Origin of the sequence: Candidatus Microthrix parvicella Bio17-1 (genome assembly GCF_000299415.1) — a bacterium.
GTDB lineage: Bacteria > Actinomycetota > Acidimicrobiia > Acidimicrobiales > Microtrichaceae > Microthrix > Microthrix parvicella.
The window spans coordinates 24,777-40,403 of the sequence record NZ_AMPG01000009.1; the positions used below are offsets into that span (position 1 = coordinate 24,777).

Genomic DNA, 15,627 nt, shown 5'->3' on the forward strand with positions numbered 1-15,627 from the left:
GATCCAACTGGACGTGCCGAGAAGTCATCCTCCCCGTGATGATCTCCCACAGGTCGTGATCGGCATGGCCGTCACGAGGACGGGGATCCCGATCCGGGTGTGGTCCTGGGCCGGGAACACCAACGACCAGGCGCTGATCCGTGAGGTCAAAGACGACCTCGCGGACTGGCGGTTGGGGCACGTCATCTGGGTCGCGGACCGGGGGTTCTCCTCTGCTGAGAACCGGCGTTACCTCCAACGCGCGGGCGGGAACTACATCATCGGCGAGAAAATCGGGGGGAACACCGAAGCCGCCCTGGTGCTCGCACGGCCTGGCCGTTACCACGAGATCCGACACAACATGCGGGTCAAAGAAGTCGTCAGCGACGACGGTGCCGCAAGGGACCGGTTCGTGATCTGTCACAACCCCGAACAAGCCGAACGCAACGAGCTCATCCGAACCCAACTCGTTGACCGGCTCCAAGAAGCGATTGACGGGACCGACCAAGCGACCCACGACGAACGCACAAAGCTGGCCACAGGGCTTCCCGGCGCGGTCCGCCGCTACCTCCACACCACCAAAACCGGGCTGTTGCGTGTCGGCAAGACAGCGATCCGCAACGAAGCCAAGCTCGACGGGAAATACCTGTTACGCACAGCGGATCCGTCGCTGAGCATCGAGGACATCGCGCTCGGTTACAAACAGCTCCTCGAAGCCGAACGGGGCTGGCGCGACATGAAATCCACGTTGGACCTCCGGCCCGTCTACCACCGGCTCGAAGACCGCATCCGACCCCATGTCATCTTGTGCTGGCTCGCCCTCCTCCACATCCGGATCATCGAGACCCGCACCAACCAAACGTGGACCAACATCCGCCACCAGCTCGACCAGATGCACCTCGGCACGTTCACCGGAGCTGCGGGCACCATTCGGCGGCGCACCACAACCAGCACCGCCCAACAGAAGATCCTGGCAGCGGTCGGCCTCAAAGAACCCGCCGCCTACACCAGCATCACACCCAACACCCCCACCTGAACCAGCCCGAACCGGGCCCCCCAGGCACCAAACCGCCTAGTGACACGGCTCCCGCACCGCCCAGAGCCGTTTTTCCGCGCCCACACAGGGATCCAGGCATCTAGCCGACCCAGTCAGCTGCGGAACCCAGGCATTAGGCCGAATCAGAATCCGAGGAGGTCTGCTATCAATTCCCGGATCTGTTGCAGGGCGACTGGCCCAACATTCCTAGCCGTCTGCTCGACGACTCGGTCGACGCTGATAGTCGTCGGGAGGTGGGCTTGGGCAGCCCCGACCTCGGCGATTTCGACTTCGCTGAGCCAGCCTCGTTGGTTGGTCGTGCAGGGCACGACAAGAATCGCGTGTTGCCTGAACGCCAAGACGTCGTCAGACGTGACGACGATGGCTGGCCTGATGAAACCCGGCTCTCCTCGAGCGGGGGTCCCGAAGTCACAGCGGAGGACGTCACCTGCTCGCATCGGCCACGTCGTTCGCAGAAGCATTGAGCACCGTTACGTCGTCGGCATCAGGTGGAGCGCTGGCGAGTTGGGCACCCATGAGTCGGCGCCGCTCACGCCGGATCAACCTGTTGAGCTGCGCATCCAAGGTGAGGCCGTCACGATCGGCGAGCTGCCGTAACGCATCGCGAGTGCTGGTGGACACTTTGATGGTAGTGGGCCGAATCATACTAGGCAGTATACCGGACGGTCCCTCCTGGGTTTGCGTGCCGAGAAGTCATCCGCCCTTTGATCCTGAGGATTCTAGGTGGTCCTCGAGGTCGGTATCGTCGACGTCTCGTGGACCTGCTTCCCTCGCTCGCACGCCTCGTTCTCACCAGAATCGGCTGGGTCTTCGCCAACGGCGACTCCCGAGACGCCGAGATCCTTGCACTCCGACACCAGATCCTCGTGCTGCAACGCCAGATCGACCACCCGAGATTCATCGAAACCGACCGCACGATCCTTGCACTCCTGAGCAGCACCACCGATCGCACGCGCCGGGCGACGACGTTCCTGATCGTCCGGCCCGAAACAGTGCTTCGATGGCACCGACGACTCGTTGCACGGCACTGGACCCAACCGCCCACACCAAAGACGGGACGCCCACCGATCGACCCCGAACTCCGGCGTCTGGTCATCCGCCTCGCCAACCAGAATCCCAATTGGGGGTACCGGCGTATCCACGGGGAACTCGCACGGCTCGGACACAAACTCGCCGCGTCGACCGTCTGGAAGATCCTCCGCGCCGCCGGGATCGACCCGACACGCGACCGGACAGGCCCATCGTGGTCAGAGTTCATCCATTCACAGTGGAAAGCCGTTCTCGCGACCGACTTCGCATGTGTCGACACCGCGCTGCTTCGCCGATTCCATGTTCTGTTCGTCATCGAGGTCGCCACTCGGCGGGTGCATTTGGCAGGGATCACCACCACCCCGACCAGCTCCTGGACCACCCAAGCCGCCCGCAACCTGACGATGAAGCTCGACGATAATCATCCGTTCAGATTCCTGATCCGAGACGGTGCAGGACAATTCACCCGATCCTTCGACGCAGTCCTCGCCGGATCCACAATCACCGCAATCAGAACACCGCCACGGTCACCTCAAGCCAACGCATACGCCGAACGGTGGGTGCGCACGCTCCGTCACGAACTCCTCGACCGCACCATCATCTGGAACGAACACCAGCTCCGGTCCCTGCTCGAGGAATGGTGAGCCCCGCGTTTCTCGGACAGTGATCTGTGGCAGCCCTTACGCTGCCCGTGTCTCGTCGCGATAGCTGTCATGCACTTCAACCGGTGTCCGGTAACCGATCCCCGAATGAAGCCTGGAACGATTATACCAAATCTCGATCCAATGCGCAATACCCGAAACAGCCTTTCTTCGTGTCGGGAACACTGTCCGATAAACGAACTCGTTCTTCAACGAAGCAAAAAACGATTCCGCCATAGCATTATCCCAACACACCCCGGTCTTACCCATCGACCCAACCATGTCATTTGATGCAAGGAACGCTTTGAACTCCTCAGAGGTGTACTGCGCCCCATGATCCGAATGAAAGATGGCATTCGACTGAATGCCACCAGCGTCGATCGCGGCCTGCAACGCGTCGATCACCAGACCGGTGCGCATATGGTCGGCCATCGCGAACCCGACCACCATCTTCGAGAAACAATCGATCACCGTCGCCAAGTACACCCACCCTTCCCACGTGCGGATATAGGTGATATCACCGACCAGCTTCACGCCCGGCTCCGCGGCGGTGAAGTCCCGGTCGACCAAGTCCGCCGTGCTCGGCGTGCCGTCAGGGTCGGTCGTTCGCCTGTATGGCCTGGGCTGACAGGCAACCATGTCACCCTCGACCATCACCCGACGGACCAGTTCAAGGCCGGCAGCGATCTTCTTGCGGCCCAGCTCGGCATGGACCCGACGGTGCCCGTAGGTGCCATCGGATGCATCGAAGACCTTGCGGACATCGACCGCCAGTTCCTCGCGTCGTTCCGCGGTTGCTGACAGCGGACGTTTCCGCCAGTCGTAGTAGCCGGACTTCGACACGCCCGCCCACAAACACATCTTGGTGACCGGGTAGTTCGCCTTCTCGCCGTCGATGAACTCGTACTTCGAGATCACCGATACTCCTGGGCGAAGAAGGACGCCGCTTTTCCCAAGAACTCGTTTTTCATTCGGAGTTCCCGGTTTTCGGCTTGGAGTTCGCGGAACTGGATACGTTCGGCTGGGGTCAAAGGGTCCTCCTCGATCGGGTGGGCATCACGGTACTTGTTGACCCACACACCGAGTGTGCCCGGGTTGATGTCCAACTCGTTGGCGACCGTGGCGATCGGCCGGGAACCGTCGATCACCATTTTCACGGCCTCGGCCTTGAAAGTGTCAGAGTATTTTGTTCGTTTGCGTACCATATTGGATTCCTTTGTGTCAGTGGATGTTATCAATCACCCACTGTCCGAAATCCTCGGGGCACCCCAGAATACCTCGAGCACTACAACAACCATCGCCCCCACCAGGACTCCACCAACGAGCACCCACCGACACCGCCGACGTCACCCCGATCGGCACAGACCAACCAATCCAACGTCACCCAACCTGCGCCGGACTCATCAACGAGTACCGAACCGCAGCCTGAGCCGTTTCCCGGTCAACCAACAGCCACCGAAAACGCCAGCTTCAACGCGCCAACACACCAACCGCATCACCGCATCACCGCATCACTTCCAGGTCGCCGGAGAAGATGCCGGATGAATTCTCGGCATCAACAAGTCGCCCGTAGGGGACTTGCATTGCATGGCAGGAGAGATTTGAACTCTCAACCTTCGGTTTTGGAGACGCATAGAAACCCGCCGTGAAACCCCAAAAACCCTTCGAAACTGGGAAGTCCGACGGTTTCGATCGATTCAACCCCCTCATTGAGGGTTCCAACCATGGGCAAAACCATGGGCAAACCGACCACCCCTCCGGACAGCGCGACCCGGCCGACAACCTGGGCCGGTCCCGGACATCTATCGCGACGCCAAGGACACCGCGTCACGCGCCCTTGATTGCGTGACTCCGAACCCCACCGGGTGCCCGAACTCATTCACTTCGATGCACCGCTGACGTTGACCGGCCTCAAGTCTCGGCCCGGCAGCTGACATCTGTCGCCACCCAGGCGCGGGTCGGCTACGGGACGAGTTCGAATGCGTCACAGTGGGCGGGGCGGACGACGGTGAAGTGGCGGCGGTCGAGGGTCGCTACACGGGTTTGGTCGAGCCGCTCGGCGATTGTGATGACACTGGCGTCGGTACCGCCGAGGGGAAGGTCGACGTACTTTTCGACGAGATCGGCGACACGGTCCAGGTCGGCCCGGGTCAGCGACTCGATCACCACATCGCCCTGCGCGACAGATCGGAAGAACGCCGCTTCTGCTCTGGGCCCGAGTTGTCGTGCAATCAGGTACGCGGCCTCGGCGATGACGAGATGGCTCGTGACAAGTTGATCGGCCGTCTCAACGATTTCGACGCAGGCGATGTGGTCGGGGTCAGCGTCGTCCGCTGCGGCGAGAAGGACTCCGGTGTCAACAATGAGCACGATCAGTCGCGCCCGAACCCTTCGGCCAACATTTCGTCGGCGTCGCGTGCTCCGCGTCCCGACGTCGACGAGCCGATCCCCACGAACGCGAGTTTACGTCGGGGGGCCGCGGCCCCGTCGGGGAAGCTGGCAGCGATCTCGGCGATGAGTTGGTCAAGGGTGATCCCGCGGCGGTTCGATTCGGCTTGGAGGCGGGCCTGGGCCTCGGCGGGAAGATCAAGCGTCACGGTCATGGGTCCCATGTTAGAGCGCAACGGTGACACTCGAACAGGCCAACAGGATTGTCCTTGCGGCTAGGTGCCAGCAAGCGGGCCCTCATAGTTGGTCCACGACGAGCGGGTCGTCTCTCCAACTTGGACCAGCCGATGGGCTCGACTCAGTGGCCTCTACCCGGCCCTGGCCCACCTAAGGATCTTGCACGGGTTAGCGCCGCGTAGGATACGGGTCCATGGGCTCAGAGCCGGTCGAGATTGAGGTACCGGAATTCGATTCAGCTGCCAGTGTGTTCCGGACTTGGGCAGGCCAGGGCGCACCCGTTCACCTCGTCTTCGGTCCCGACCCGATCCTGGCGGTGGACCTCCCTGGCCGACGCGGGTACCTCACAGATGAAATTTATTTCGCAGTGGCGTGGGTCGCCGAAGGAACTGAAGATCTGTTGCAGGCGCTGCGGGCCCAAGGCATCGATGCCATCCAGCGCTCTGAAAGGGGCGGAACCGAGGTGCACGAAGACTTGTTGGACATGTTAATGAGGAACGGCAACGTCCTGCGTTCCCAGCCATAGCCGTTCGTAGTACCACGCAGATCCGGCTCCCGCGGCCATGCCAGTTGGCCGGACCCGGCCTGTTCAGGCCAGCGCAGGCCAACTGCGAGTCCCGTCCTCTTCCCCACGGACTAGCAACGACTCTCCCAGCCAGCCGGCCGAAACGGACCACCGTCGACAGACGTCGCCACTCGGGCGTACGGATCAATGGTGTAGATGTCAACTACAAGCGGCCTTCCGGCCGTGATTGTGTGAAGGACGCGGCGGCACCCCGGTGGCACTACTGGGTTGGGTGGCGACGAGGTGCCAACCACTGTCGTGGTCGGCTGGATGTCGGCGGGAATCGCGGACCTTGAGCCACATCCTGCAACCAGCGCGACCAGGCATGAATAGACCAACACCGACTTGATGGTCCTACTCGTGCCAGGCGAAGGACCCTTGAGCCAAGTCACGGGCCACCTCCCGAACGTCCAACTCGGCCGGACCCACAGTGGCATCTTCTGCCGGTGCATCCGGCGGCTGCCGCGCCGACCGCTGCGGTCCCATGACGCCATCTCCGAGCGCCGAGTCCCCGGTGGTGGATGCCGTACCCACCCAGCACTTCCGTGTTGGAAGCCTCGCTGTGCCTGTGCGTGTGCGCGCCTGAGAGAAGTCATCCGCCCTTTGATCCTGAGGATTCTAGGGTCCCCTTCGAGATCGGCATCGTCGACGTCTCGTGGACCTGCTTCTCTCGCTCGCACGCCTCCGCGATCACACGAATCGGCTGGGTCTTTCAACCGGTGACTCCCGAGATGCTAGCAAGCACTAGCGGAAATCGAACATCCATCAAACTCCTTGCCCATGGAAAAGCCCCTCAGAACTGCTACCAAATGCAGTTCAAGGACGAAATTCAACACTCGCAAAATCGGCTACATCCCAGTCCCCCGTAGGGGACTTGGCCTTGCAGGGCAGGAGAGATTTGAACTCTCAACCTTCGGTTTTGGAGAGGGCTGAAAACCCGCCCACAAGCCCCAAAAACCCTTCGAGACCGCGAATCGCGAGAGATTCGAGCCGTTTCGACCCCCATTGTGCGGTTCCAATGATGGGCAAAATGATGGGCAGGATCGCGACGCCGTCGACAGCGTTCGCCCAATCGCGGAATCACCCGAGAGCCCCGCAACGGCTCCCGCAAGAAACCCGGCTCGACGGGGCGCCCCGCTTGTCGCGTCGCCCGGCGCAGTGCCCTCGGCTGCGTCGGACCTCCCTACGCATCGCCGAGGGCAGGGCTGAACCGGGCGCACGCAGCGGCCGACCCGGTTCCCGTGATTCGGGCCTACTGGGGTCGGTATACGTCGCTCCGGTGCTGGACCGTTGCGACTCTGACCTGGCGTTCCTGTTCATCGATCTCATAGACGACCCGGAAGTCGCCGCGGCGGGCACTATAGGAACCCTCCAAGTCGAACCGGAGCGGCTTCCCGACCCGATACGGATTCTCCGAGAGGCCGCCGTGGACGAACTCCACACACGCAACTACGACCTTCTCTGGGAGCCGGTTGAGTGATCGCCTGGCCCGAGGCGACCACACGACTTCGAACCGCTCCTCGCTCATTCAGCCCTGACCTGCGCAAGAACCTCGTCACGGGTGAGAACCTCACCCTTACCTCCCGCAAGCTCAGCTCGACCCTCGCTGATCTCGTCCATCAGTTGGCGGTCGCTCAGGATCTCAAGAGTCTCTTCGAGGGACTCAAGGTCTTCGACACTCAACATCACGACCGCAGGCCTGCCGTGCTTCGTCACAACCACCCGGCCATGCTCTCGTTCGAGCCCCTCCACTACCTCCGAAAGCCGATTCTTGACGTCCGCCAAGGCGAGATGTTCCTGAGCCGTCATGGCCATAAGTATGGCCAGAATACTGGTCGGCGTCAACCCAAGGTCCTGACGCCTGGCCAGACGGAAGTGCAGGCCCGGCCTCGCTTACACACAGAACTCGACAGTCCCTGGGCGGTCGCGCTCATGTAGCCTCCCAACCATCGTGCGACGGAAGCTCGGTAGGCCGGTTCAACTGGGCACACCTCGGAAGCTGAGTGCCCTTGTCTGTTCGTGTGGGCTCTTACTCCTGCTGGTGGCCTTCGCCTGCGGCACCGATGAGCAAGTGGAGAGGGATGCGGAACGCCTGAAGAATTTCCGCGTGTGGGACTGGGTGATAGCGGGGAATTCGCCCGACAGGGTTACGAGCAGCCGGAACTCTGCATTGGGCCGGGAAGGGGCCAACCTCATTGGCACCGGCTATTGGACACTTCCTCGGAGTACGGACCCAGTCGAGGTGCTACAGGAGTTTCAGAATGAGGGAGTTGAGTTGACGTTTGTTTCGTGCGAGCCGCTCAATATGGGCTTTGGAGGGACCATGGAGGGTTTCGACACTGATCTAGGATTCTCGGGTGAGCTACGTGACGATTCTCTGTTCATACAAATCGAACTTCCGCGAGAGGTCGATCGCGTGCCAGCCGGTGCCTACAAGCAGGATCTGGTCGACGGACCCGCTGAGTGCCGGGCGGAGTTGGAAGTCAACTCGAATCTCGGACCGAGCTGAGAGAGTCCGATTTTCGCCATGCGTGACGTAGCTCTGACAGCACCAGCAGTATCTGAGGGTGAGTCCCATCATTAAGTGTGATGGGACACGTGGGCTATCGGGAGGGGCTACCCGCCCTCCCAGGCGAGTTCACGCCCCGGAGAGCGCCCCGATGAACACGTCGTCATCAAACCGGTTCCGGTTCGTCTCCCATCGGCTTGCCTTTCCCCCTTGGTCTGCCTGTCATGATGACCGCCCAACCCAAGGATCAGGTCGCCATCAATCAACTTACGAATCAGGCCCGAGGGGCATGCTCCGGGTAGGGGGAGTCCCGTCGAGTGGTGAGCTTCGATGCGCGATCGAGGGCTGGCTGGCCGCTCCAAGGGCCCGCTCAGGCGTGAGAGGACCCCACGGAGTGGTCCGCGCTAGCCGTCCAGATTGCGCTGACGAGTGAGCGCTAGCGGAAATCGGACGTCCACCGAATTCCTTGCCCATCAAAGAACCCTTCAAATTTGATAGGCAAGAGGGTTTCGGAGCACAATTCCAAATCGCCGAATCGCCTACATCCCAGTCGCCCGTAGGGGACTTGACTTGCAGGGCAGGAGAGATTTGAACTCTCAACCTTCGGTTTTGGAGAGGGCTGAAAACCCGCCCACAACCCCCGGAAATCCTTCGAAACCCCGAATCGCGTGGAATTTGAGCGGTTTCGACCCCCTTTGTGCGGGTCGAATGATGGGCAAAATGATGGGCAAAACTGTGGACGCTGCGGTGGCGGTGGCGGGCTCCGCTGTGCCCACCGCGAAAGCTCATTCACTCATCCCGCCGTCGCCCGAACCTGGCCGAGCTGCAACTCTTCCTCGGCGATCTTCGGCCAGCTCGATACGACCGTTGCGTCACTCAACACCGTCGGCGTTGGCGCCGACCGGCCACGCATACACACAGCGTGCAACAGTCCCTTCCCCGGTCATCCAGCACCACCCCGGACGCCAGCTTCAACGCGTTCCACGACGCGATCAGCATTGCCGCATCAGTTCCAGGTCGCCGCAAAAAGCACCGAATGACTTCTCGACACGAACAAGTCTGAGGCCAGTTGCGGGGTGTTTGCAGCGGTGATCAAGCCCGGAGCGTGATCTCGTGTCGCGGCCGTGGCTGGTAGAGTCAAATCATGACAACCGGCCAGAGCAGCGGCAAACCATGTAGCAAAAAGCCGGATGTCGCTCTCTTGGACTTTGATGGCACGCTTCGCTCGGGCATCGCCATCTTGGATTTCACTGCTCAGCTCATACAGACGTTTGACCTCTCTTCTGTCTATACAAAGATTCAACGCTCAGTCGCCCTATACCAAGATGGTCAGCTCGGATACGATCAACTGACGGTCGATCTACCACGACTCTATGCTGAGGCTTTACGCGGACTCGCCGTTGACGATGTAAAGAATCAGGCCGATGCATTCGTGGCCAGCGATCCGATTGCGAGAGAGAAAGACTCATTCGCGCGTGAACTGACCAAGATGTTGGGTGCCGCAGGACTAGGAATTTTCGTGATTTCTGGCGCACCAGCCGTCGTACTTGAAGCGTTCAGTGGAGTGTTGAGATTCAGTGAATATTACGGCGTTGAAGTAGGGGTGGATGGCTCGAACTACGATGGCCGCCTCATGCTGAATCCGGCCACTCGATCGGCCAAAACTCTGCTAGTCAACCAGCTGGCCGACCGTTGCGTCCCTCGGTTTGGCGCTGGCGACTCTGATGCTGATGCGCCACTACTCGCGTCATCACCGTTGGGCATAGTAGTCGGTATGGAAGCCAAGATTTCGGCCAGCTACGAGACCCTGCGGCTTGCGGAGCAGGGGAGTTGGTCCGCAAGCGACCGCGGGCGGTTAGAACGACTGCTCAAGTTGGTCCTGGGTGGTTCTCTTGGGCGCTGAGAACGTCGTACAGATCCTAGCCGGGGCGGTCGTGGGTGCTGCCCTACAACCGGCCGCGTCTGACTTCTGGGGATGGCTTAGGTCCCGCAAACACGCGATGGCTGGTGTCTGGTGGCAGATCATCCCAAGTGAGCATGGCCGACCGGCGCGCCTTGACCGGGTCGTGGTACGCAGAGGCTCCGGAGTTCAGCTAGTAGGCAGGATCTCGAGGGTCCACCCGACTGAGGAAACAGGCAAGCACTGGTGGTTCAATGGTCATCAAGGTGGGAAGGATCTCGCACTGGCATTCGGGCCGCGCAAGGCGCACCCAGACCAGTCGAGCTTCGGGTCCATTGCCCTGCACGCAGTGCCAATAGCGAGTGGGCGAGAGTGGGTCGGAGCGTACTATCGGCCGGGATCTGATCTTGGGCGCGACCGGATCGACGCGCCCAACTTGGAGGCGATACCAATCCTTTGGACTAGATCGAAGAAGCAGCCTCCAGACTGGCTGGATATGGCCGATAGGATCACTACTCTTGGAGACGAGAGTACATAATGGCAGCCGAACCAGATCCCTACTGTGATCTCATACTGGCAGGCAAGGCGCCGGTGGACGTTGTTCTTGAGGGCCATGAATTGCTTTCCTTCCATCACCCGAGTCCATCGTTCGCTCCAGTGCAGGTTATGATCATACCCAAGAGGCACATTCTGTCTCTGGCCGACCTAGCGGTGAATGAGACGTCGCTGTGTGAAGAACTGCTGCGGACTCTCGCCATGCTGGCAGCCAGGGTCGAAGAGGAGCATGGCCAGGCTCGAGTTGTCACGAATCTGGGAGGTCTTCAGCGTTCCCGCCACATGCATTGGCACATCATCGCTCAAGCTGAGAGGGTCGAGCCTCCGGAGCAACCCCGAAACGAAACAGAACGATTGTGGCGGGAATACTGGCGCTATCGAGAATGGGTCGACTCGCCGCGCGAATAGCGATTGGCCGCACGGTTGCCAGTTTAGGGCCTGGAAGTAGTTGACTGGCGAGCGAGGGCGTGACCGGGGGCTACCTGCTTGAGGGGTCACCGGTTCGACACCGGCGGGCACCGCGCGTCCTACGCCGGGCTCGCCCCCGTGAACCGGCAATCCTGATGGTGCCGAGAAGTCATCCGGCCAGTGTTCCTGAGGGTTTCGGGCCGAAGTCGAGACCGGTATCGCCGACGACTCGTGGACCTGCTTCCATCGCTCGCACGCCTCGTTCTCACCCGAATCGGCTGGGTCTTCGCCAGCGGCGACTCCCGAGACGCGGATCCTTGCGCTCCGCCACCACGTCTTCGTGTTGCAACGCCAGATCGACCGGCCAAGGTTCAACGAAACCGACCGCACGATCCTTGCCCTCCTCAGCAGCACGATGGATCGGACGCGCCGGGCGGCGACGTTCCTGATTGTCCGACCCGAAACCGTGCTGCGATGGCATCGTCGACTTGTCGCACGGCACTGGACCCAACCGCCCACACCCAAACGCGGACGCCCACCGATCGACCCCGACCTGAGACGTCTGATCATCGGCCTCGCCAACGAAAATCCCGACTGGGGGTACCGGCGTATCCACGGGGAACTCGCACGGCTCGGTCACAACTCGCCGCGTCGACCGTCTGGAAGGTTCTCCGTGCCGCTGGCATTGACCCGACACGCGACCGAACCGGGCCGTCGTGGTCGGAGTTCATCCATTCACAGTCGAAAACAATTCTGGCTACCGACTTCGCTTGTGTCGACACCGCGCTGCTTCGCCGATTCCACGTTCTGTTCGTCATCGAGGTCGCCACACGGCGTGTGCACTTGGCAGGGATCACCCCCAACCCCACCGGCTCCTGGGCCACCCAAGCCGCCCGCAACCTGACGATGAAGCTCGGCGATCGTCACCCGTTCCGATTCTTGATTCGCGATGGTGCTGGCCAGTTCACCCGATCCTTCGACGCAGTCCTCGGCGGCTCCGGAATCACCGCAATCAGAACACCGCCGCGGTCACCTCAAGCCAACGCGTTGGCCGAACGATGGGTGCGCACGCTCCGTCACGAATTCCTCGACCGAACCATCATCTGGAACGAGCGACAGCTCCGATCCCTGCTCGAGGAATACGTCGAGCACTACAACAGCCATCGCCCGCACCGAGGACTCCACCAACGGGCACCCAACGACACCGGACGTCACCCCGATCGGCATAGACCAACCGATCGAACGTCACCCCACCTGCGCCGGGCTGATCAACGAATACCGAACCGCCGCCTGAACCGCTCCCTGGTCAAGCAGCAACACCCCAAGCGCCGGCTTCAACGTGCCCGCCAACACCAGCAGCATCACCGAATCAGGCAGAAAGGCCGGCGAATAGGGACCGGACGACTTCTCGAAGCCTCTTTGTGTCAAGGGGTTCTTTCGGGGTGATGGTGGGCGCGTTCGGTGGGGTCCCTGGCGGAGGTGCCGGGGTCGGTCCTATCGTGATTGTCGGGTCCGGGAAGTGACTTGTCCGAAGCGCCGGTGTTCAGGATTCAAGCCGGCCACGCTGGATTGCAGAGTCGTTCCTGGTTGTCCTCCCGGACCCACCTGCCGTTCAGCTCGCGGCTGCCCGTTTCGCGTCGGCGACGAGGTGGCTGTAGACCCGATCAGAGATCCGTCGTTTTTCAACGAGCGGGTCGCTTCCTTGTTGGATCTACCTTCGGCGATTTTGCGGTCGTAGAACACTCGGCCTTCGTCTCCGGAGCGGATCTGAACGACAGCGGCGATGTGGATCGCGAAGTTGAGCTGCCGGTTCCCCCGCGGGTTGAGCCGGTGACGGACCTTGCCGCCCGAAGACGCTTCGATCGGCGCTGTCGCGTTGTAGGTCGCGAAGTGTGCCCGGGTCGGGAACCGGCCGATGTTCCCGGTGTAGCCGATGATCGTCGCCGCGCAGATCGGGCCGATCCCGACGATGTCACACAAGGTGGTTCCCGACGTGACGACGGCCGTCTCGATCCGTTGCTTTGATGGCTTCAACAACAGGTCGAGGCGCGCCACGTCGTCGAGGAGTTCACCGGCGATCAGCACCCGGGAACGTGCCACCTCGTCGGTCACTTCGACCCTCTTGAGGAGCTCGATCGCCTTCTGTGGTGTGGCTTTTGGCCCGATCCCGCCCGCTGACAGTTCGGTCGTCAGAGCTGAGAGCCGAACGATCAGCTTGGCTCGGAGCTGCGCTGTGTCGCGGTGGCGTTTCACCAACAGGCGCAACACCTGGGCGTGATCATCTGTGGTGACCCGACAGAGCCGGTCCGACCGCATCGCTGCGATCGCGACCGAGCGGGCGTCGTTGGGGTCGTTCTTCTGGGAACGTCCCGATCCCAACACCCTCACCCTCGAGGCCAGCAGCGGTGGCACGTCAAACACGGTCTCCCCAGCGGCGACAAGCTGTTGGGCCAACAGATAGCCGAGTCCGCGGGCGGACTCGACCGCCCACTCCGGGCCGTCGAACTGTCCCGCCCAGGAACGCAACCGCGTCGTCTGTGCTTTCGAGGCTCGCAGGGTGAACTCGTCGAGGACCCGTTCGTCGCCGTCGATCGCGACCGCTGTGTGGGTCGCTTTGTGAGGATCGATTCCGATCATGATGGTCATGGTGATGTCGCCTTCCGGTCAATGGGTGGGGACCGTGGCGGGCATTCCTGATTCGGGTTCGATGTGCTCTCGCCTCTTTCGAGCCACGCCACAGCAAGAGAATCCGGCCGGCAGACAGTTCGAAAAGAAGCCAGCCTCAACCGAGGCGGCAGGCACTAACCGAGCCAGCCGACCGGACCCTCACAACGCTACGGAAACACCGCAACGTCCACCAGCAGTGTTAATCAGGCACCAACAGGAGGAGGCCCATCCGTTCACAACCTCGCCGACCTACCTGCCCGCTGGTTGCGGGCCGAACTTGCAAGCTACCGGGCACCATCGAGCCGCCCAATGTCGACGAGGAAGACTGGTTCGGCGGCAGCGGCGTCGGCTTGAGTCAGCTTCCGGTTCACCACAAGCCAATACGGGCCTTGGCAGATCAAAGTGTCCGCTGCCGTGATCTATCCTTCTCCAGCTGCCGATGCTCAGTCGGGTACATCCAACAAGCATGCGCGATACGAAGCTATCGATCCAGCGATGATCAACGTTGAAAGGCCCAGGCAAACAGTGGGAAGTCCTGCGGACTCTCGAGATTCGAACGAGTTCAGAGTGCAGACGAACCAAGCGGCCGCAAGCGCGAGGGCGCGGAGGAGGCCCTGAATGCGTTCTAACGTTGCCGCAATCGCGTCTCGCGGTCTCTGGTCATATCCCATCTCCGAATGAAGATCCATCCACCGCGCGAAGGCAAACTGCGAATCGCTGTCACAGCCTGTCAGCAGCACCGCAACTGGGTTACGACCACCGTCACCCGACGAGAATCCCGACTCAGCAGTCGCAATCTTGGCAATAGAAGCCCAGTTAGACAATGAAGCCAGTTTGGAAACCCACGCCGCTATTCCGGAAGAGAACGCTAGGGGGTACCAGAGCTCTACCCAACCCGATACGTCGCTACTCAAATTCAGTTCTGAGAACTCGCTGAAGTCGCCTGCCACCACGACAGCGCTGCCGAGGACGAGCAGGACGAGTGTACGTCCTGCCCACCTTGCGCGTGGCGTCAACTCATCGAGCTTAGCAAAACAGATCCCACTCACATCACCTGAGCTCAGCCCTCCCCGACGCAACTCCTCAAATATCCGGTCAGCTCTAGACATGGTCGAACCTCACGAGTCGTCATCGTCGTGCGGCCTGGTCGTCGGCGACAACGCCAGCGGCGTATGCGGCAGAGCGAGCACCTGCTCGGTCCTATCCAACGATTGCGCATGCAACCATCCCGCCGCAGCCGAGTCTCGGATGTCCGTCCTTACGACAGTCGCCTGTTGGGTGATTGCGATGGCCATCTTCCGAGGTTCGGTCCCAACGACGCGGTCGATGTCCTTGCGGCCCGCCAACGCCTCGTTGATTCGATAGACTCCAAGCCCCCATTCAGGCGGACATCCCTCAACTTCACAGTTCAAACCCACTCCCGGCCCATCATAGAACTCAACAGCGCTAGGCCTTTCGCGATCGTCCATGCTCACTAAGACGACCGCGGCATTGTCTATGCCCAAAATAGCACTAGTTTGAGCAGGCAATTCCCCAAATGCTGACTTCAGGACTTTGACGAGTTCGCTCCATAGCACCCACTTGGCTTCTCCTTTCCAACGCTCCGGAAATCGGCCCAGAAACACGGAGAAGTAGCTCCCAGGCTGCTCCGAAACAACGCGAGTTAGATGCACCCCCACGCTGCTGAGACAA

General features: G+C 61.2%; 14 protein-coding genes and 2 pseudogenes. 6 read left to right on the forward strand and 10 right to left on the reverse strand.

Annotation, left to right across the window (positions count from 1 at the left end; all coding sequences use genetic code 11):
- Positions 1-19: 19 nt before the first annotated feature.
- Positions 20-1,015, forward strand: a pseudogene (locus MPARV_RS0119780) (IS1634 family transposase); the annotation flags it as partial.
- A 143-nt stretch (positions 1,016-1,158) separates the two neighbouring features.
- Here the strand turns inward: MPARV_RS0119780 and MPARV_RS26220 are convergent.
- Both MPARV_RS26220 and MPARV_RS25075 read right to left on the reverse strand, forming a co-directional pair.
- Complete coding sequence (locus MPARV_RS26220) at positions 1,159-1,497, reverse strand: type II toxin-antitoxin system PemK/MazF family toxin (RefSeq protein WP_081582482.1); 339 nt, start codon at positions 1,495-1,497, stop codon at positions 1,159-1,161.
- Positions 1,460-1,681, reverse strand: a complete 222-nt coding sequence (locus tag MPARV_RS25075; RefSeq protein WP_012225989.1) for a hypothetical protein — start codon at positions 1,679-1,681, stop codon at positions 1,460-1,462. The genes MPARV_RS26220 and MPARV_RS25075 overlap by 38 nt, the downstream gene beginning before the upstream one ends.
- 110 nt (positions 1,682-1,791) lie before the next feature.
- Here MPARV_RS25075 and MPARV_RS0119795 point away from each other — a divergent pair, with 110 nt between their 5' ends.
- A complete protein-coding gene (locus MPARV_RS0119795) occupies positions 1,792-2,709 on the forward strand; it encodes a helix-turn-helix domain-containing protein (protein WP_020379499.1) in 918 nt (305 codons plus the stop codon).
- Positions 2,710-2,745: 36 nt separating this feature from the next.
- Here MPARV_RS0119795 and MPARV_RS0119800 read toward each other — a convergent pair.
- From MPARV_RS0119800 to MPARV_RS0119820, 3 genes are all read right to left on the reverse strand, one after another.
- Positions 2,746-3,911, reverse strand: a protein-coding gene (locus MPARV_RS0119800; protein WP_085951978.1) for an IS3 family transposase whose coding sequence is annotated in 2 segments (ribosomal slippage) — positions 2,746-3,659 and positions 3,659-3,911 — 1,167 coding nt in all. Because the reading frame shifts where the segments join, the coding sequence is not laid out codon by codon here.
- Positions 3,912-4,668: 757 nt separating this feature from the next.
- The gene (locus MPARV_RS0119815; RefSeq protein WP_020379500.1) at positions 4,669-5,076 is read right to left on the reverse strand and encodes a type II toxin-antitoxin system VapC family toxin; all 408 of its coding nucleotides are present in this window, start codon (positions 5,074-5,076) and stop codon (positions 4,669-4,671) included.
- A gap of 2 nt (positions 5,077-5,078) precedes the next feature.
- Complete coding sequence (locus MPARV_RS0119820; protein WP_020379501.1) at positions 5,079-5,309, reverse strand: hypothetical protein; 231 nt, start codon at positions 5,307-5,309, stop codon at positions 5,079-5,081.
- A gap of 215 nt (positions 5,310-5,524) precedes the next feature.
- Between MPARV_RS0119820 and MPARV_RS0119825 the strand changes: the two genes are divergently transcribed.
- Entirely contained in the window at positions 5,525-5,857 is a 333-nt protein-coding gene (locus MPARV_RS0119825; protein WP_020379502.1) for a hypothetical protein, read from the forward strand.
- Between the two features lie 1,291 nt (positions 5,858-7,148).
- Here the strand turns inward: MPARV_RS0119825 and MPARV_RS24040 are convergent.
- Positions 7,149-7,424, reverse strand: coding sequence for a type II toxin-antitoxin system RelE family toxin (locus tag MPARV_RS24040; protein ID WP_081582483.1), 276 nt, complete (start codon positions 7,422-7,424; stop codon positions 7,149-7,151).
- On the reverse strand, positions 7,421-7,741 hold the full coding sequence (locus MPARV_RS0119840; RefSeq protein ID WP_202948870.1) for a type II toxin-antitoxin system Phd/YefM family antitoxin: 321 nt from the start codon (positions 7,739-7,741) through the stop codon (positions 7,421-7,423). The genes MPARV_RS24040 and MPARV_RS0119840 overlap by 4 nt, the downstream gene beginning before the upstream one ends.
- Before the next feature lie 1,808 nt (positions 7,742-9,549).
- Between MPARV_RS0119840 and MPARV_RS0119850 the strand changes: the two genes are divergently transcribed.
- The 3 genes and pseudogenes from MPARV_RS0119850 to MPARV_RS26230 all read left to right on the forward strand — a co-directional run.
- On the forward strand, positions 9,550-10,308 hold the full coding sequence (locus MPARV_RS0119850) for an HAD family hydrolase (protein ID WP_020379507.1): 759 nt from the start codon (positions 9,550-9,552) through the stop codon (positions 10,306-10,308).
- Positions 10,309-10,842: 534 nt separating this feature from the next.
- Entirely contained in the window at positions 10,843-11,268 is a 426-nt protein-coding gene (locus MPARV_RS26225) for an HIT domain-containing protein (protein ID WP_081582485.1), read from the forward strand.
- Between the two features lie 906 nt (positions 11,269-12,174).
- Positions 12,175-12,405, forward strand: a pseudogene (locus MPARV_RS26230) (integrase core domain-containing protein); the annotation flags it as partial.
- A gap of 108 nt (positions 12,406-12,513) precedes the next feature.
- On the opposite strand, the gene MPARV_RS25755 reads toward MPARV_RS26230, so the two are convergent.
- From MPARV_RS25755 to MPARV_RS0119885, 3 genes are all read right to left on the reverse strand, one after another.
- Complete coding sequence (locus tag MPARV_RS25755) at positions 12,514-12,696, reverse strand: hypothetical protein (protein ID WP_020379511.1); 183 nt, start codon at positions 12,694-12,696, stop codon at positions 12,514-12,516.
- A 66-nt stretch (positions 12,697-12,762) separates the two neighbouring features.
- Positions 12,763-13,914, reverse strand: a complete 1,152-nt coding sequence (locus MPARV_RS21840; protein WP_051012077.1) for an IS110 family RNA-guided transposase — start codon at positions 13,912-13,914, stop codon at positions 12,763-12,765.
- 1,139 nt (positions 13,915-15,053) lie between these two features.
- Positions 15,054-15,560, reverse strand: coding sequence for a hypothetical protein (locus MPARV_RS0119885; protein ID WP_157789753.1), 507 nt, complete (start codon positions 15,558-15,560; stop codon positions 15,054-15,056).
- Positions 15,561-15,627 lie beyond the last annotated feature (67 nt).